13 protein-coding genes are annotated in these 18751 nt (G+C 66.2%); 4 read left to right on the top strand and 9 right to left on the bottom strand.

The window, feature by feature from the left end:
- Positions 1–55: 55 nt before the first annotated feature.
- Positions 56–2794: a preprotein translocase subunit SecA gene (gene secA, locus SPHV1_RS00155; protein WP_054944127.1), complete on the bottom strand. Its 2739-nt coding sequence runs from the start codon at positions 2792–2794 to the stop codon at positions 56–58.
- Between the two features lie 108 nt (positions 2795–2902).
- Positions 2903–3232: a hypothetical protein gene (locus SPHV1_RS00150; protein WP_231634329.1), complete on the bottom strand. Its 330-nt coding sequence runs from the start codon at positions 3230–3232 to the stop codon at positions 2903–2905.
- Positions 3233–3428: 196 nt separating this feature from the next.
- On the opposite strand from SPHV1_RS00150, the gene SPHV1_RS00145 reads away from it, so the two are divergent.
- The 4 genes from SPHV1_RS00145 to SPHV1_RS00130 are packed head-to-tail and all read left to right on the top strand — an operon-like array spanning position 3429 to position 7203.
- Positions 3429–4490, top strand: a complete 1062-nt coding sequence (locus tag SPHV1_RS00145) for an acyltransferase (protein ID WP_054944126.1) — start codon at positions 3429–3431, stop codon at positions 4488–4490.
- Between the two features lie 57 nt (positions 4491–4547).
- A complete protein-coding gene (argJ, locus tag SPHV1_RS00140) occupies positions 4548–5774 on the top strand; it encodes a bifunctional glutamate N-acetyltransferase/amino-acid acetyltransferase ArgJ (protein ID WP_054944125.1) in 1227 nt (408 codons plus the stop codon).
- The gene (locus SPHV1_RS00135; protein ID WP_054944124.1) at positions 5774–6397 is read left to right on the top strand and encodes a glutathione S-transferase family protein; all 624 of its coding nucleotides are present in this window, start codon (positions 5774–5776) and stop codon (positions 6395–6397) included. The genes argJ and SPHV1_RS00135 overlap by 1 nt, the downstream gene beginning before the upstream one ends.
- Positions 6394–7203 (top strand): inositol monophosphatase family protein, encoded by an 810-nt coding sequence (locus SPHV1_RS00130; RefSeq protein ID WP_054944123.1) that lies wholly within the window; start codon positions 6394–6396, stop codon positions 7201–7203. Before SPHV1_RS00135 ends, SPHV1_RS00130 begins: the two co-directional genes overlap by 4 nt.
- A gap of 76 nt (positions 7204–7279) precedes the next feature.
- On the opposite strand, the gene trxA is transcribed toward SPHV1_RS00130, so the two are convergent.
- The 7 genes from trxA to SPHV1_RS00095 all read right to left on the bottom strand — a co-directional run bounded on the left by trxA (position 7280) and on the right by SPHV1_RS00095 (position 18674).
- Positions 7280–7600, bottom strand: coding sequence for a thioredoxin (trxA, locus tag SPHV1_RS00125; RefSeq protein WP_007014895.1), 321 nt, complete (start codon positions 7598–7600; stop codon positions 7280–7282).
- Positions 7601–7676: 76 nt separating this feature from the next.
- Entirely contained in the window at positions 7677–11177 is a 3501-nt protein-coding gene (gene addA, locus SPHV1_RS00120) for a double-strand break repair helicase AddA (protein ID WP_054944122.1), read from the bottom strand.
- A complete protein-coding gene (gene addB, locus SPHV1_RS00115; RefSeq protein ID WP_054944121.1) occupies positions 11174–14170 on the bottom strand; it encodes a double-strand break repair protein AddB in 2997 nt (998 codons plus the stop codon). Before addB ends, addA begins: the two co-directional genes overlap by 4 nt.
- Positions 14163–14888, bottom strand: coding sequence for a nucleotidyltransferase family protein (locus SPHV1_RS00110; protein ID WP_054944120.1), 726 nt, complete (start codon positions 14886–14888; stop codon positions 14163–14165). The genes addB and SPHV1_RS00110 overlap by 8 nt, the downstream gene beginning before the upstream one ends.
- Entirely contained in the window at positions 14885–15880 is a 996-nt protein-coding gene (locus tag SPHV1_RS00105; protein WP_054944119.1) for an aminoglycoside phosphotransferase family protein, read from the bottom strand. The genes SPHV1_RS00110 and SPHV1_RS00105 overlap by 4 nt, the downstream gene beginning before the upstream one ends.
- Positions 15877–16323, bottom strand: coding sequence for a tRNA (adenosine(37)-N6)-threonylcarbamoyltransferase complex ATPase subunit type 1 TsaE (tsaE, locus tag SPHV1_RS00100; protein WP_054944118.1), 447 nt, complete (start codon positions 16321–16323; stop codon positions 15877–15879). The genes SPHV1_RS00105 and tsaE overlap by 4 nt, the downstream gene beginning before the upstream one ends.
- Positions 16320–18674 carry a PAS domain-containing sensor histidine kinase gene (locus SPHV1_RS00095; protein ID WP_054944117.1) on the bottom strand — a complete coding sequence of 785 codons (2355 nt, stop codon included), beginning with the start codon at positions 18672–18674 and terminating at the stop codon, positions 16320–16322. The genes tsaE and SPHV1_RS00095 overlap by 4 nt, the downstream gene beginning before the upstream one ends.
- Positions 18675–18751: the final 77 nt, after the last annotated feature.

Here is an 18751-nt window from a genome sequence, read left to right as displayed (position 1 = left end):
CCGTTCTCTCTGCTACGCCAGCGCGGCGCCTGGGGCTACGCGGCGGTCCGAGGCCTCAGACCAGTGCGCCGTGGCAGTGCTTGTACTTGTTGCCCGATCCGCAGGGGCAAGGCGCATTGCGGCTGATCGGCAGGTCGGCGTAAGGATTCTCACCGGTACCGCCCGGGCTTGCCGTCGCCTGCGGGCTACCCGCCAGCGAGCCGAACAGGGCAGCGCGCTGGGCCGAACCGTCACCGTCGTTGGAATTCTCCAGACCCGTGAGCGGATCGATGTGCCCGGTCAGGAAGTCAGGCAGCTCGGGCAACTGGGCCGGCTCGGGAATGCGCAGTTCGCTGACCGAGAGAATGCGGGTCACGTCCTCGCGGATCGTCTCGAGCATGTGCTCGAACAGGCCGAAAGCTTCCTGCTTGTATTCGTTGAGCGGCGTCTTCTGCGCATAGGCGCGCAGGAACACAACCTGGCGCAGCGCATCGAGCGTTGCGAGGTGATCCTTCCAGTGATGGTCGATGCGGTCGAGCAGGATCGACTTTTCAACCTGTCGCCAGATCGCCGGATCGTCGTTCGACATCTTCGCCTGCATGCGGGCGTCGGCCAGTTCCGCAAGGCGCTCCTCGACGATTTCCGGCTCGATGCCGTCTTCCTCGATCCAGCCATCGATAGGCGCATCGACGCCCAGGATGTCCATGGCCTTTTCCTTCAGACCCTCGATGTCCCAGTGTTCCGGGTAGGAACCCTGCGGGCAGGCATCGGCGACAAGCGCATTGACGGTATCGGTCCGCATTTCGACAACGACATCGTCAACCGTCTCGGCGTCCATGATGTCCGAGCGCTGCTCGTAGATCACCTTGCGCTGATCGTTCATTACGTTGTCGTATTCGACGACCTGCTTGCGCACTTCGTAGTTGCGCGCCTCGACCTTCTTCTGCGCTGTCTCGATGGCCTTGGACAACCACTTCGAACCGATCGCCTCGCCATCGGCCAGGTTGCTGTTCATCATCTTGGCGAACAGCGTGTCCGGACCGAAGATGCGCAGCAGGTCGTCCTCGAGGCAGAGGTAGAACTTCGAGAGACCCGGGTCGCCCTGACGGCCGGAACGGCCGCGCAGCTGGTTGTCGATGCGGCGGCTTTCGTGGCGCTCGGTGCCAATGACGCACAGGCCGCCCGCAGCGATGACTCGGTCCTTCTCGTCGCTGACTTCCATCTTGATCCGCGCAATCGCCGCTTCGCGCTCGGGACCTTCAGGAATGTCGGAAAGTTCGTCGTCGATGCGGAATTCGTAGTTACCGCCGAGCTGGATGTCGGTGCCGCGACCCGCCATGTTGGTGGCGATGGTAACCGCACCGTAGCGGCCGGCCTGGGCGACGATGTGGGCTTCCATCTCATGGAAGCGCGCATTGAGGACCGAGTGTTTGACGCCCTCCTTGTTGAGGAAGTCCGAGAGCAGCTCCGACTTCTCGATCGAAACGGTGCCGACGAGGACCGGCTGGCCCTTCTCGTTCTTCTCGCGGATCAGCTTGGCGATGGCGGCGAACTTGTCGAGCGTGTTCTTGTAGAACTCGTCTTCCTCGTCGACGCGCGCGACCGGCAGGTTGGTCGGAATGGTGACCACGTTCATCTTGTAGATGTCGTAGAATTCCGCAGCCTCGGTCGCGGCAGTACCGGTCATGCCCGAAAGCTTGGGGTACATGCGGAAGTAGTTCTGGAAGGTGATCGAGGCGAGCGTCTGGTTTTCCGGCTCGATCCTGACGCCTTCCTTGGCCTCGACCGCCTGGTGCAGGCCGTTCGACCAGCGCCGGCCGTCCATCATGCGGCCGGTGAACTCGTCGATGATGACGACCTTGTTGTCCTTGACGATATAGTCGGTGTCGCGCTTGAACATGACCACGGCCTTGAGAGCCTGGTCGAGGTGGTGGACCACCTGCGTGTTCTCGACGTCGTAGAGGTTCGACCCGACCAGCAGTCCGGCATCCTCGAGCATGCGCTCGGCCTTTTCGACGCCGTCCTCGGTCAGGGTGATGTTCTTGGTCTTCTCGTCGGCATCGTAATCTTCCGGCTCGAGCCGCTTCACGATCGCGTCGACCGAGATGTACAGCTCCGACTTGTCGTCGGTGGGGCCCGAGATGATCAGCGGCGTGCGCGCCTCGTCGATGAGGATCGAGTCGACCTCGTCGACGATTGCGAAGTTGAAGGGGCGCTGCACCATCTGGGAGCGCTCGTGCTTCATGTTGTCGCGCAGGTAGTCGAAGCCGAACTCGTTGTTGGTGCCGTATGTGATGTCGGCAGCATAAGCCTCGCGGCGCTCGAACTCGTTGAGGTTCGGCACGATTACGCCGACGGTCAGGCCGAGGAAGTTGTGCAACTGCCCCATCATTTCCGCGTCGCGGCGGGCCAGGTAGTCGTTCACCGTAACGATGTGGACGCCCTTGCCTTCCAGGGCGTTGAGATAGGTCGCGGTGGTCGCGACAAGGGTCTTGCCCTCGCCCGTGCGCATCTCGGCGATCTCACCGCGATGCAGGACGATACCGCCGATCATCTGCACGTCGAAATGGCGCATGCCAAACACGCGCTTGGACGCCTCGCGCACGGTGGCGAAGGCTTCGGGCAGGATGTCGTCGAGCGTTGCGCCGCCTGCCAGCATCTCGCGGAACTTGACCGTCTGCGCGGCGAGTTCCTCGTCGGTGCAGGCTTCCAGCGTCGGCTCGAAGCCGTTGATCTGCTGGACGATCTTTTCGAGTGACTTGACGTAGCGTTCGTTGGACGAACCGAAAATCGACTTGACGAGTGCGCCGAGCATGGCGGGAATCCCTGTTTTACGTGAATGCGTATGGTCTGAAGGCGCGCCCACGCTCATGGCAGGCGCGACAGGATATCGCGAAAAAGCGAAAGAATGCGCGCCCCGGCGCTATTCGCGGGCGCGATCTATCCCGGCAAGAACAGCGGGCGCGGCAAGGGCGAGCGGCTCTGCCGAAACCAGCACGGGCGCGTGCCTGCGGGCATTGCGCAGGCCCGGCTCCGGCAGTTGTGCCAGTGCCACGGGCGCACGCGGCGCCTTGACCGCCGATGCCTCGGCCAGGGTACCGACCTGCATGCTCGCCACCTGCGACGCACGCGCCTCGGCCGGACCGATCTGCGCGGCAAGGCCCGTCAGAAGTGCGAGCAAAGTCAGGATCAGGCGGTTCGCCATGCGGACCAGATAGGGGCGGTAATCGCAATAGTCCACCGTGCAGCGCACGACATGGTGAATTGTCTGCCGTCATTGCCTGCGAACGTCGCTCGGCTTTATTTCTATTGCCCTGTGACTTGCCTCCGGGACCGCGCCGCAGCACCTCCCCGGATTTCGATCGGAAGCGCACAAACGACAGCCCAGCACGGCCAACGCCGATTTAACCATCCTGACCTATAGTCACGGTCATGCGCGGACGCGACTCATGACGGCTTCATCGCCACAACGCCTCATCCTGCTGGATGGACTGCGCGGAATCGCCGCGATCAGCGTCATGGGCTATCACTTCGGACACATTTTCAACGTAAGGAACATCTTCGCGCGTGGATATCTCTTCGTCGATTTCTTCTTTCTGCTCAGCGGCTTCGTCCTCACACTGGCGCTGGAGCCCCGGCTAAGGAAAGGCTGGCCACCCGCCGCCTTCATTCGCGCCCGGGTCATCCGCCTCTGGCCGATGGCTGCCCTGGGCGCCGTGGCCGGAGCGCTGGTCATGTTCGCAACGCGCGGATCCGGCAGTGTCGAGATCGCGCTCACGCTGATGCTGGCTCTCGCGATGATCCCGCTAACCGGCATTCGCGATCTGGAGGCATTCCCGCTCAACGGACCGCAATGGTCGCTGCTCTTCGAGCTTCTTGCGAACATCGTCCATGCAGTGTTGCTACAACGCCTTGCAACTCGGGCCCTGCTATGCCTCGTCCTCCTTTCCGGACTTACCGAAGCGTTCGTCATTTACAGCTGGGGCAGCAACAGGGTCGGACCGGATGCGCTCGACTGGTATGCCGGACTACCCCGCGTTGCCTTCGCTTACTCCCTCGGCATCTGCTTCGGGCGGCTCTGGCAAACCGGGCGCTTTCGCTGCGAAGGCCACTGGCTCGTCCCGTTCGCCTTGATATCGCTTGTACCGATCGCCTTGTTTTTCACAGGGGACTGGCTGAGCCGGGCCTTGGGCGATGCCCTCACCGTTCTGGTCGCCATGCCGGCCTTGTTCTGGCTGGCCGCATGCAGATCCGCGCCCCAGAGAACCGAACGCATGTTCAGCACCCTCGGCCTCATATCCTTCCCACTCTACGCCGTACATCTTCCGGTCCTCAAACTCTTCGGCCATTTCGATCAGTCGCCGCTCACTGGCATCGCAGCCCTTGAAACAAGCCTGATACTCGCCGCAGCCTTGGGCCACACCATCGATCGCCGGCAGAAAACCCGGCCCGCGTCAGCGAATCAGCTCGCCAAAACGGGGGACCTGACGCACAGCCAGCATGAAGGGTGATCGACAGCCCCTCGTCGAAGCTTGACGCGGCGCGCGCACGCGTTACGCGCTGCAGGCATGGCATATCCCGTCTCACCGCTCGCATCGCCCTTTCCCGCCCTGCCGCCGATCGCCGGCGTGACCGCGCGCGTCGTGCGCGCCGGGTACAAGGACTGGGGCCGATGCGACCTGACGTATGTCGAGCTCGACGAAGGCACCAGCGTCGCCGGGGTCTTCACCCGCAACCTGTGCTGTTCCAGCGAGGTGGAACTGGGCCGCGCCAACATAGGCCAGGGCAAGGCGCGCGCCCTGATCGTCAATGCCGGCAATTCCAACGCCTTCACCGGATACCGCGGCCGCGAGGCGGTCGAGCAGATCATGGGGCAGGTCAGCGCCCACCTCGGCTGCCCGCCGGAACAGGTCTTCGTGTCTTCGACCGGGGTGATCGGCGTGCCGCTGCCCAAGGACAAGGCACGCGAAGGCGTCGAAAAGGCCCTGACGGCGCAGCCCTGCACCTGGGAGGACGCCGCCAACACCATTGCCACCACCGATACTTTCGCCAAGGGCGCGACCGCCACCGCGATCGTCGATGGCAAGACAGTGACGATCAGCGCCATCATCAAGGGTTCGGGCATGATCGCGCCGGACATGGCGACCATGCTGGGCTACCTCTTCACCGATGCCACCGTTGAGCCGGCATTCCTGCAGGAGTGCCTCTCCGCCGCGAACCAGCGCACATTCTCTTGCATCACCGTCGATTCCGACACCTCGACCAGCGATACGGTCATGGCCTTTGCCACCGGCAAGGCCGGCAATGCCCCGCTCGCCTCGTTCGAGAGCGCCGGTGCCGATGCCTTTGCGGCCGCCGTCCACGACGTGTGCCGCCAACTTGCCCACCTCGTCGTGCGTGACGGCGAAGGCGCGCAGAAATTCATCGCCGTGACCGTCTCGGGCGCCATCTCGGACGAAAGCGCGCGCAAGGTCGGCCTTGCCATCGCCAATTCGCCGCTGGTCAAGACCGCGATTGCCGGTGAGGACGCCAACTGGGGCCGCGTCGTCATGGCCGTAGGCAAGGCGGGCGAACCGGCAGACCGCGACAAGCTCTCCATCGGCTTCGGCGGCACCTGGGCCGCGCGCGAAGGACTTCCCCTCGCCGACTACGACGAAGCCCCGGTTGCCGAACACCTGAAAGGACAGGACATCTCCATCGAGGTCGACCTTGGCCTGGGCGAAGGACAGGCCACCGTGTGGACCTGCGACCTGACGCACGGCTACATCTCGATCAATGCGGATTACCGCAGCTGATGAGCGGTCCGGTCTTCACGATCTGGGGGCGGCTGAACTCCCACAACGTCAAGAAGGTCGCGTGGTTCGCCGAGGAACTCGGCCTGAAATACGTGCGCCACGATATCGGCGGGCAGTTCGGCTACACCGACGACTATCTCGAGAAGAACCCGAACCGCCTGATCCCGACGATCGAGGACGGCAAGCTGGTCCTTTGGGAATCGAACGCGATCCTGCGCTACATGGCCGCAGAATACGGTGGCCCGCGCTGGTACGCGCACGATCCCATCGACCGCGCGCTCGCCGACCGCTGGATGGACTGGCAGATCACTTATGCCGACGCCCAGCGCCTGCCCTTCCTGAGCTTTGCCCGCACCAAGCCGGAAGACCGCGACATGCCCGCCATCGCGCGCGACATCGCCAGATGTGCGCAGCAACTTGCCGTCATGGAGCGGTATCTCGGCGAAAAGCCCTGGCTCTCGGGCGGCCAGTTCGGCATCGGTGACATTCCCATGGGCGTCTACGCCTATACCTGGTTCTCGCTGCCGTTCGACAGGCCCGAGTTCCCCAAAGTTTCCGCATGGTACGAGCGCATCAGGGAGCGTCCGGGCTTTGCCGAGCAGGTAATGATCCCGCTGACATGATCACGCCCGAACTCACCCGCTCCGTCGAGGCTATCATGCGCGATGCCTCGGATCGCGCCATCGCGCCGCGCTATCGCTCGCTTGCCTCGCACGAGATCATCGCCAAGGCCGCGGACGACGTCGTTACTGTCGCCGATCATGAGAGCGAGGCGATCCTCACCGAAAGGCTGGCCGCGCTTCTGCCGGAAGCCGATGTCGTGGGCGAAGAGGCCGTTCATGCCGACAAGACGGTGCTCGAAAGGCTCAAGGACCGGCTCTGCTGGATCGTCGATCCGCTCGACGGCACGATGAATTTCTCGCAGGGCAAACCGCCCTTCGGCATTCTCGTTGCGCTTGCCGACAAGGGCGAGACCATCGGCGGCTGGATTCTCGACACGCTGACCGGGCGCTTCTGCCATGCCGGGACCGGTACGGGCGCCTGGATCGACGGCGAACGCGTGACCGCGCGCACGAGCGGAGAAACGCCGCCCGTCGCGGCAATCTCGACGATCTTCATGGACGAAGGCGCGCGCGAGAAGGTCATGCACCATATCGCCCCGCATTACCGGATGGTCGACATTCCGCGCTGCGCGGCAGAGCAGTATCCGCGCCTGGTGCTCGGTACCAACGACATATCGGTGTTCAACCGCACCCTGCCCTGGGACCATGCCGCAGGCGTGCTGTTCCTCAACGAGGCAGGCGGCAAGGCCGCGCGGCCGGACGGCAGCGCCTATCGCGTCGACGAATACGAGCGCCGCGAACTGCTGGGCGCGTCATCGTCCCGGCTGTGGGACGAATTCGCAGAAATCATCGCCCGGATACGCTGAACCCCTCCCACCCTGGGAGGTGAGAGGGGCTCGGCATTCGGCATCGCAGGCGCCGGGGCGCCCGTGCAAAGATCGATCAGATGCTGCTTTCGATCCAACCCTTGAGCGCGCTCTTGGGAGCGGCGCCGAGCTTGTCGGCCACCTTCTCGCCGTTCTTGAACAGCACCAGGTAGGGAATCGACTTCACGCCAAAGCTGGCCGGCGTGTCGGTGTTGGCCATGATGTCCATCTTCGCGATGGTCACCTGCTCGCCCAGCTCATCGCTGATTTCCTCGAGAGCCGGACCGATCATCTTGCACGGACCGCACCAGTCCGCCCAGAAGTCCACGAGAACGGGCTTGTCGGACTTCAGGACATCGTCTTCGAAGCTGGCATCGGTGACGGCAATAGTCGGCATGAAATAACTCCTCAAATGGGCTTTGACTGCAATCTAGGGAAGAAACCGCGCGTGACAACGCCTGTGCGGTGAAGCTTTACTCGGGTGGCATGAAGTCCGGCTTGTGCGCTGCAAGGACTTCGGCAGGCACGGTGATGAGCCGCGGGGCAGTGGTGTATAGCAGCGCCACTTCCACCGCGCGGCCCGGAAAGGCCACTTCGAGCGCGGCTGCATAGGCGGCCATCTGCCTCAGGTTGCCCTTGGGCACGGCCTCCAGCGATTCGGGCGGACGGCGCGATGTCTTGTAGTCGACAAGGCGGACGCGCCCGGGTTCGACCACCAGCCGGTCGATCGTCCCCGCAACGACCTGCCCGCCAACGATGGCCGCCACCGGCACTTCGGCAAGGCTCCCCTCGGCAAACAGCGGCGCCCATTCCGGATTGGCGAGAACGCCCAGCGCATCGCCCAGCATGGATTCACGCCGGGTCTCTTCCAGATCGGCGGCATTGCGCGCAAGCCAGGCGCGCCCGGCCGCTTCGCGCTTCGTCGCCGCCACTTCGGGCAAACGCTCGAGCAGCTTGTGAACCAGGGTACCGCGGCGCGCGGCATCGCGGCCCGCGCCCGGCGGGAACGGCGGATCGGGTGCTTCCTCCTCGCCCAGGGCCGAAGGCGCGAGCGGCCTTGGTGGACGCGGTTCGGCTGGCGGCGCGCGTTCCAGCCAGACCGGCAGCGGTTCTGGCAAGGGCAGTTCGACCGGGCCGGCGTCCGGCGCGACCGGCTCGGGCAACTCGCCCCATTCGCACCGGGCGCCCCATATCGGGTCGACGATCTCGGCCTCAGGCGGAAAGAGATCGCGCAGGCGGGCGTACCAGCTCTTGGGCGCAGGCACGCCCTTGTCGCTCTTGCCCAGCGCCCCGCCAACGAACAGCGCCTCTTCCGCGCGGGTCATCGCGACGTAGAGCAGGCGCCAGTGTTCCTGCTCGTCCGCCGCGCGGTTGGTCTCGATCTCGTCCCTGATCCGCCCGATTTTCTTCGCCGCAGAAGGGAGCGGCGGCAACGGGATCTTGCGATGCTCGTCGCGCGGGTCCGGCAGGTCGAGGCCGCGCTCACGACTTCGTTCGGGATTGCCGGTGGCATCGGCGAGGATGACGATTGGCGCCTGCAGGCCCTTTGAACCGTGGACGGTCATCACGCGGACCAGTCCGGCAGCGCTGTCCGCCTCGCGCTTCAATTCGCCGTCGCCCGCGTCGAACCAGGCAAGGAAGCCCGCAAGGCTCGGCGTATCGGTCGCGACATAGGCCTGCGCGGCGTTAAGCAATTCGTCGATGGGATCGTTGGCCTCGCTGCCGAGGCGCGCGACCAGTTTGCGCCGCCCCTGCCAAGGCCCCACCAGCACCCAGTGCAACAATTGCTGCGGCGGCTCGAAGTCGGCCAGCGCCAGTAGCGCGCCCAATTGCTGCAGCACGGCGGCGACTTCAGGTTCGCTCGAGGCGCGCAAGTGCGACCAGAGCCTGGTATGCTTGTCCCGATAGCCGTGGCGCAGCAATTGCTCCTGGCTCCATCCCACCAGCGGCGAGACAAGCAGGCCGGCAAGGTTGAGATCGTCGAAGGGCTGGACCGCGAAGCGCAGCGCGGCGACGAGGTCCTTCACCGCCAGCGGCGCACCCAGCCGCAGGCGGTCGACACCGGCGACGGGCACCCCCGCGGCATGGAGCCGCCCGACGATCAGCCCGGCCAGCTCCTTGCGTTGGCGCACCAGCACCATGATGTCCCCGGCATGGGCGCGGCGCGGCTTGCCCTTTTGCAGGGTGAAGCCCGGAGCCATGGGATCGAGCCATGCCCGGACCTGCCGGGCGATGCCTTCGGCCATCTGGCGGTCCGGCTTGGACAGCCAGCCCTCCTGACCTTCATCTTCGCCATCGTCGCGCGGATCGTCGTCATCCTCGGCAACTGCGGCGCCGACCGGCTTCCAAAGGGCGACGTAGCCGGGCCGATCCTGCCCATCATGACGCTCGGGCGCTTCGTCGAGACCAAAATTGGCATGGCCGATCCCGCCGATTGCATCGTCAACGAAATCGAGGACTTTCTGCGCGGTGCGGAAACTGCGGTCGAGCCCGAGCTGGAGCAGACGGCGCGGGCGGAAGTTGCTGCGCAGCAATTCCGCGTTCTGCGCCGCGGCGTTCATCTTGGCACGAACCTTGTCGGCCGCGCGCCGGAAGTTTTCCGGGCTGGTGCCCTGAAAGCGGAAGATCGCCTGCTTGTAATCGCCAACGACGAAAAGCGTGCGCATCAGGTCGCCGTGCTGACCGAGGCCCGCCCAGAACTCCTCGGCCATGGCGAGGATGATATCCCACTGCGCGGCATTGGTGTCCTGCGCCTCGTCGACAAGGATGTGGTCGAAGCGGCGATCGAGCTTGTAGCGGATCCAGTCCGCCTGCGACTGGTTGCGCAGCAGATCGGCGGCGCGACGGATCTGGTCGTCGAAATCGATCAGGCCTTCGCGCTGCTTGGCCTCGTCCCATGCCAGCGCAAAAGCGCGGCCAAGCCGCAGCGCCGGCACGAGTCGCTCGGTCAGGTCGAGCAGTGCCTTGGTCTCGCGCACCCGGGCGATGCTCTCCTGCACACGCAGGATGTAGCCCTCGTAGTCGGGGTCGCGCTTCAGGATGTTCGTCAGCTGCTTGGGCGCGTCGGTCGTCTTGGTGAACAGGCCGAAGTAGAGGTCGTCGATCGTCGCGGCACGCTTCTCCGGCGATGCGGAGAGCCAGACGACCGAGGCTTCGGAACCTTCGCGTCCGGCCTTGGTATCCCAGGCCGCCAGCGTCTCGCAGCAGCGGCGCAGAGAGCGCACATCGAACTGCTCGTCGTTGCACAGCTCTGCCAGAAAGGCCCCGTCCGCATCGCTGGGCAGGCCCAGCAGGCGCAGCACGTTCTCACGCATCGGCTCCTGCCAGCCGCCGGGACCGAACCACGCCTCGCGCGCCGAGGCGCAGCGCAGCAGGAAGGCCTCGACCGCATCGGGCCCATGCTTGAGCGAAAGGTCGCTGATCGCGCCCAGCAATTGCGGATCGCCGAAGGGCTGGCTCTGCGCCGAGACCAGCAGGTCGGCCAGCACCTGCCGCGCGAGCAGGATGCGCTCACGGTCTTCCATGGGCCGCGATCCGGGGATCAGTTGCGCCTCGAGCGGAAACGTCGCCAGCAGCCACTGCGAGAACGCGTGGATCGTATCGATGCGCAAGCCCCCGCCGGGGCAGTCGAGCACGGCGGCAAACAGCGTGCGCGCCCGGGCCATCGTCTCGGGATCGGTCTTCGCGCCGATCGCGTCGAGCCTCGCGAACAGCTGCGTATCCTCAAGCCGCACCCATTCGGCGAGCGTGCCGTTGATGCGCGCCGCCATTTCGGTCGCGCCCGCCTTGGTGAAGGTCAGGCACAGGATCTGCGACGGTTCGACGCCCGGCTGCAGCAGAAGGCGCAGCACGCGTGACGAAAGGACCTGCGTCTTGCCGGTCCCCGCCGACGCGGAAAGCCACACGGTCTCCTCGGGATCGACCGCGCGCATCTGGTTGCCGTGAAGCGGATGGACGGAAGCCGGACCGCTCATGCCGCGTCCTCCCCGTTGCCGCCCAGCGCCGTGATCCACTCATCCAGACGCATCAGCTGGTCATAGTCGGCATAGCTGCCCAGTTCGGGATTGAGCCGCGCGGTGAAGGGATCGGTGCCCAGTATCCACTTGTCGAGCGCATCATTGAGGTAGGCCTCGGTCTCGTCGAGGAAGTCTTCGCGCAGGACCATCTTCTCCTGCTTCTTCGGATCGTCGGTGACCGGCTCCACCGCATAGCCGAAGTCCTCGGTGCGCGGCATCTTCGCGAGCGACCAGTATTCGAAACCGCTGGCCTTGCCCTCGATACCCTTGAAGCCCCCTTCTTCGGCGATCATCGCAATCAGGCCGAGCTGCAGCGCAAAGCCTTCCTTGACCTGCAATGGCTTTGGCGGGCCGCCGGTCTTGTAGTCGACCACGGCAAGCGTGCCATCGGCCTTGCGGTCGATACGGTCGGCACGGCCATGGATGCGCACGTCACGATAGCGCATGCCGCCCCAAGCCTCGACGCAGAGCACTTCGCGGCCCTGCTCCTTCTGGTCGGCGACCATCCTATCGAACGTCTTGAGGGCGGCATCCAGGCGCGGCCACCACAGCGCCCGCATCAGCGGGTGCGCATTCGCCTCGTCGAGCACTTGCCCGGCGATGGTGTGCAAACCGCCCTTGGGCTCACCTGCCTTGTGCCAGAGTTCGAGTATCCTGTGCGCGATCTCGCCCTTCCAGGCCGCGCTCGGCTCGGCATCCAGAGCATCGAGGGTGCGCAGGCCGAGGATCGAGCTGGCATAGAACTGGTAGGGATCGCCGCGCAGGCGATCGAGACCGGTGACCGAGATGTCGACCTTGCGCTGGTCTGCATCGGGCATCGGCTGCGGGCGCGGATGGGGCGGCACCCTCGCCGCTTCGTCGAGCCTGCGCGCCAGTCGCAGTGCCTCGCTCTCGACATGGCGCGCCGCCTGATCGCCGAGCATCGCTTTCACGCGCAGCACGAAGCGCGAAGGAATGACCGGTCCGCCTTCGTCGCGCTGCGCCCAGCTCAGCACCACTTCGGGCGCGCCCAATGCTGCGGCAAGGTCATGCGCGGCAAGGCCGATACGGAAATCGGCACCCGGCACACCCAGCGCGCGCAGCACCGCGGGTGGCAGCAGCGAATCCTGCGAGGGCGATGCGGGCCAGGTACCCTCCACCAGCCCGCCGCAGATGACCAGATCGGCGCGGCTCATGCGCGCTTCGAGCAGGCCATAGATCGCAACGCGCGGATGCCCGCCCCAGGGCGGGCGCACCGAGACGCGGTCCATCGCGTCGCGCAGCACCGCGTGCAGTTCGCGCGGATCGAGCACGGTACCCGCCGCGCTCGCTGCGCCGCGCAAGTCCTCTGCGAAGGCGCTGAGTGCGCGGCCGTCCGGCCCGGTCCACAAGGCATCGCCGCAAAGCGTCTCGGCGACTTGGCTGAATGCGCCGAGCAGCACTTCGAGCGGCTCCGCCTCGCCAAAGGCGAACAGCGGCGCGAGCATGTCCGCAACGCCTCCCCACCACTCGCCCAGCCTGGCTTGTTCGGCGAGCACGGCGACGGGGGCCAGCCCTGCGCCCGGTCGCGGACCGCGCAAGGCCAGGTCGAGCCTGCGGGCATTTTCCAGCCAGCGCGCGCGCCCTTCCCCGGCCCCGGCCAGGGGATGGGTCAGCAGGGCGATGAGCGGCACGGGCGCGCCCTGTTCGGCAACCAGTTCGGCCAGCAGCAGCAGGAGCCGCCCCGCCGCGGTCTGCGGCAAGGGCCGCCCGGCGGTATCGTCGGCCTCGATCCCCCAGCGTTCCAGATGCGCAACGACGCGCCCGGCAAGCCCACGGTTCGGGGTGATCAGTGCGACGCGGCGCTCGGGCGTTTCCAGCGCCTCGCGGATCATCACTGCAATCGCCTGAGCCTCTTCGCCCGGATGCGCGCTTTCCATCAGTCGCACACCGGAGAGGCGGCGCTTCTCGGCGGGCAGATCGACCCAGACGGACGAGGCGCGCGGCGGCAGGAAGAGATTGGAAATGACCTTGCTGCGCTCTGGCGGTGCCGCACCGTGGCCCGACCGGTGCCAGGGCTGCACTTCGTCGCGCGCGATCCCCATGCGGTTGAGCAGCAGTTTGAGGTGATATTGCGGATGGGTCACCGCATCGCTGCGGCCGAAGGGCGGGTCATCCGGCCCGACCGGATTTCCGGCCGTGCCCAGTTCGTCCCAAACCCCCGCATCGAGCGCAAGATCGAGGTCGGGCAGGATCACCGAGCCGCCGGGCAGTTCGCTCACTACACGCAGCATCTTCGCCAGCGCCGGAGAGGCACTGGTAACGCCTGCGGCAACCACCGGATGCTGCGGCGGCGCAGTGCGCCAGCTGTTCGCGGCATGTTCGAAGAGCCGGTTGCGGCGTTCCGGCGCATCGATCTGCCCGCGCCCGGCCAGTTCGGCGATCCAGTGCTGCTGCACCTTCAGGAAGGCGCGGGTATTGTCGGTCCAGTGCCCGGCAAGATCGCCGACGATGCCGATGACCCGTTCAGACATCAGGTCAATCGGCGCAATCCCCTCGACCAGCAGCCGGTCCATCGTGCTGCCCAGTTCCCATGCCCGGCGCAGCAGCGCCGCACCCTTCCCGGCCTCGTCGCCTTCGACTTCGCGCAGGTAATGGGCAAGACGCAGCCAGCGGCGCATCGGATCGGCGGCGGGCGGAATATCCGCAGCGCCCAGCGGATCGAGCAAGGGGCCGAGCGTCTCGTCAAGGTCGAGGTCGCCCACCACGGCCATGCGCGGCAGGAGCATCCCCGGCGTCTCGCTCTCGCCCGAATGCCGCACGAATGCCTCGGTCACGGTTCGCACCGCACGGCGGCTGGGCAGGAGCAACGTCAACCGGGCAAGGCCAAGTTCCCCTTGCGCATAGCGCGGCGCGAGGCCCGCCACGAGAGCATCGGCAAACCCGCGGTGCGCAGCAATCGAGTAAACGCGCGGCCCGGCGCGATCAGGCACGGGGCAGCCATGCCTCGGTGGGCTTGATGGCGCCCGGCTCACCGACCTCGAACCACAGGCCGGTATGCGAAATGCCGTAGAGACGGCCTTCCTCGATCGCGCGCGACCACAGGACATTGGTCGAGAACGGGCCTTCGGGCGCATCGCGCAGCAGGCGATGCGAGACGATCTGGATGCCGGTGTAGATGAACGGCGCGACCCGGCCCTTGCCGCGGCGGCTGACCTTGCCTGCCGGATCGAGGTGGAAGTCCCCCTCGCCACGATAGTTCAACGCGCGCGGGTGCGGCACCAACAGCAGGAGCGCATCCATTCGTTCGGGATCCCACGCCTGCGAAAGCTCGGCGAACACGTCACTGGGCCCATCGAGCCAGACATTGTCGCTGTTGAGGCAGAAGAACGGATCGGGCAGCATCGGCGCGGCCTTGACCATGCCGCCACCGGTTTCGAGCAGGACATCGCGTTCGTCCGAGATCGTGACCGCAGGCCCGCTCTTGCGCACCTTCATGTGGCCTTCGAGCGCATCGGCAAGATAGTGGACGTTGACGACCGCCTTGGCGACGCCCGCGTTATCCAGCTTTTCCAGCGCATGATCGATCAGCGCCTTGCCGCCGACACGAACCAGTGGCTTGGGTTGCGCCGCGGTAAGCGGGCGCATGCGCTTGCCCAGCCCTGCCGCGAGGATCATCGCGGTATCGCTTGCGAGGGGTTTGGCGCTCATAGTCCGAACTTGCCTCCACCGGCCTGCCGCACATCCATTGGGATGTTCGCATCGAACCATTCCGCCACCGGCGCCAGCGCGGGATGCGCAAGGTCGCGCTCGAGCAGTGCCCAGACGCGCGGGATCATGTCGAGGTAGCGCGGCTTGCCGTCACGCTTCCACAGGCGCACGAAAATGCCGACGATCTTGGTGTTGCGCTGCGCGCCCAGCCTTGCGTAGTCGGCGAGGAAAGTGCCGGCATCCACGCCGCTCGCCTGCGTGTAATGGTCGAACATCTGGGCTTCCAGCTCGGCCGAGACATCGCGGCGCGCGTCCTGCAGCAGCGAGACGAGGTCATAGGCGGGATGGCCGACCAGCGCGTCCTGGAAATCGAGCAGCCCCTGCTTTTCCAGCGCGCCCAGAAGCATGATGTTTTCCGCGTGATAGTCGCGCAGCACGGTCACGCCCGGATGCTGGCGCGGGAGCATGCCGCCCAGCGTTGCGTCCCAGGCCGCGATGAAGCCGGGCACATCGACCTTGAGGCCCCGCGCCGCGCAGTACCAGTCGACGAAGAGCCGCGCCTCGCGCTGGTACTCGCTCATCGAATATTCGAGGAACGGCCCCGGTGGCAGCCGGTGCAGCTTCACCAGCGCATCGACGGCGCCCTTGTAGGTGTCGGTCTCGTCCGCGGGCCACTGGTCGAGGTAGTCGCGCATGCGCGCCTCGCCGAAATCCTCGATCAGGACGAGGCCGCGCTCGGCCTGCTCGGCCAGAATGCGCGGCGCGCGCATGTCATTGGCATTGAGCCAGTGCGCGGCGCGCAGGAACGGGCCCGGGTCCTCGTTGGGCGGCGGGGCGTCCATCAGCATCGCCGTTTCATCGCCCCGGCGAATGCGGAAATAGCGGCGGAACGAGGCGTCGCCCGGAAGCGGCTCGACTTGCGAGCCGGCCCAGCCGGCGGTTTCGAGGAAGGATTCTAGGCCCGCAGGCAGCATCACGGCAGTGTCCGTCATATCGGCATTCGCCCTAGCCAATCAGCCCCCGCCTCGACAATGGCGATCCGCCCTTCATCCGCAATTTCCAGCGTGACGGAGAGGCAGCCCGGCTCATGCGCGAAGCCGCCGGCATGATCGGGCCATTCCGCGATCATGGCAGCACCCTCGCGATAGTCGTCCAGACCGATCTCCTCGGCCTCGGAGGGATGCGCGAGGCGGTAGAAGTCGGCATGCACCAGCGGCAGGCGCACAAGGGGCGGTTCGTAGAGTTCGACGATCGCGAAGCTGGGCGACGGCACCTCACCCGTATGTCCGAGGCCGGCGATTACCGCGCGGGCCAGCGTCGTCTTGCCGGCGCCCAGCCCGCCTTCGAGGGCTATGACATCGCCCACCTGCAACTTCACCGCAATGGCACGGCCCAGCCGGTCCATCGCGGCGAGATCGGGCAGTTCGATCCTCATGGCAGCTCGACGATGGCGCTGGTGCCCCGGCCCGGCTCCGATTCGAGCTTGAGCGTGCCGCCATGCGCTTCGACCAGTTGGCGGGCCAGCGGCAGGCCGAGGCCCTGGCGCCGCTCCACGCTCTTGCCATCGGCGCTCACCTTCATCCCGTCCAGCGCGCGCGTCAGGCTGCGGCTGTCGAGGCCCGAACCCTTGTCCTGCACGAGGATCTGCGCGACTTCGCCCTGAGGCGTCTTGCGCGAAGCGACCTGCACGAGGATCCGCTGCCCGCGTTTCGACGCTGCGATGGCATTGTCGACCAGATGGCCGATGGCCCGGCCCAGCCGCTTGCGGTCTCCGGTGATCGGACGCGGCAAGCCCTTGGCCTGGAGGTCCAGCTCCAGCCCGGCCTTTTCCAGCCGTCCGGCGCGCTCTTCGACCACGCTGCGGACGAAGGGCATGAGCTCGATCTCTTCCTTCTTGAGCGGCAGCATCCCGGCCTCGCTCTGCGAGAGGTCGAGAAGGCTTTCGATATGTTCGCCAAGCTGGTCGACCGACGCAAGAATGTCCGAGACATATTCGCGTCCGCTGTCGGAAAGATCGCCGCCAAGGCCTGCCTGCAGCAGTTCGGCAAAGCCGCCGATCGAGGTGAGCGGCGTGCGCAGTTCGTAGCTCATGTTGGCAAGGAAGCGCGTCTTGATTGCATCGGCTTCCATCAGCGCCGCGTTGCTTTCACGCAGCGCGTCCTCGGCCTTTTGCGAATCAGTGATGTCGAGCACCGCGAGAAGGCCGTTTCCATCGGGCAGCGGGACCCCCGCAAATTCGAGGATGCGCCCATCGGCCAGCGTGATCCGGCCACCCTTCTGGGTGCGGTCGAGCGTGGCCGCGCGCACGACGTTGCCGACGAGTTCGGCTTCCGCCCCGCGCTTGAGGCGCGATGCGATCTTCTTGAGCAGCGCCTCGACATGCGGGTGCGTGTCAAGGAAATCGCTGTCCAGACCCCAGTCGGCCGCGAAACGGCGGTTCCAGATCTGCATGCGGCCATCGGGTGCGAAGACCGCAATAGATTCGAACAGGCTGTCGAACGTCGCCGTGCGGGTCCGCAGCAGCGTATCGCGCACGGCCGACAGGCGCAGCTGCTCGGTGCGGTCCTCGACGATGAGCAGCAGGCCGCCGTCCGGGTCCGGCTGGGCCACGATGCGCAAGTGCGTGCCGTCGGCCAGCGCCCACGCTTCCTCCTGCGTATCGCCCGAAGCGAACCACGCCGCGCGCTCGCGCCGCCAGGCCGGAAAGTCGCGAACCTCGGGAACGCGCCCGACATCGCGCGCCGCATCGAGCAGGCGCTCGAACGCCGGCGGGTCCTGCATCATCTTGGCGGAGAACTTGAACAGGCGCTGGAACGGCTGGTTGGCGAAGGACAGGCGCCGCTTGGCATCGAACTGCGCCACGCCGGCCGAAAGCTGGTCGAGCATCGCACGCTGGGCATCGCGGAAAGCGCGGAACGAACGCGACATTTCCTCCAGATCCTCGATGTCGACGGCATAGCCGGCGACGCCGTCGCTCCCGAGCGGCAGGTCGCTGACACGCAGCGCGCGGCGCTGGCCGTTGATCGTGGCCGATACGATGCGCTCGATCGGGGCGCCCTTCTCTCGCGCGGCCTGCGCGACGCTCGCGGGCGAGTGTCCGTCGACCGTCTCGACCAGTTCGACACCGGCTGCGACGACCGATTCGGCACTCTCGCCGCCCACGGCCGCGACATAGGCCGAATTGACCAGCTGCAGTTCGCCGTCGGGCCGCCGGAACCACATCGGCATCGGTGCCGCCTCGATCAACGAGACAAGCGCGGTAAAGTCCCCCCGTGCCCGGGCCGCTTCCTCGCGCAGCCGGGCCAGTTCGCTCTCGCTGTCGGAAAAGTCGAAGACCCACACGAGCGCGGCACCGCCCGGCGAGACCTGAGGATCGGCTAGATGCCCGCGCAGCGCCAGACTGCGGGTCGAATTGCGCGGGGTGGCGACCAGCCGGAACGGCGCCGCCGTCTTCTGGCAGCGGCGCACCGCTTCGGTGAGTTCAGCCAGTTTCTCTGCAGGCAGACCCCGCTCTGCGGTATCGAGTTCGGAAAGGAACTGCGGCACGGCATCGAGCCCGAGCCACTGCGCCAGCCGCGGGCTGGCCTCGATCCGCCCGTCGGAACGCACGAGCAAGGGAATCGCAGGCGATTCTTCAACCATGCGCGCAAGCCTGCGCGCCGAGCGCAACGAGCCTTCAGCCCGCTTCTGGCGCGTGCGCGCCGACAGGATCGCCCAGGCTGCCCCCAGCGTCCACGCCGCGAGCAGCAATCCGATCAGCAGTGTTACGAGGCGCTCCTGGTCCATCGCAGATGGCTATGGTGCGCCTTGCCCGTGATGACAATGGGTTGGTTGCGCTGCAATGGACGCAATCCCCCGTCCGC

The organism is Novosphingobium sp. KN65.2, assembly GCF_001368935.1.
GTDB classification, from domain to species: domain Bacteria; phylum Pseudomonadota; class Alphaproteobacteria; order Sphingomonadales; family Sphingomonadaceae; genus Novosphingobium; species Novosphingobium mathurense.
This window is presented reverse-complemented; position numbering and strand designations above follow the sequence as displayed.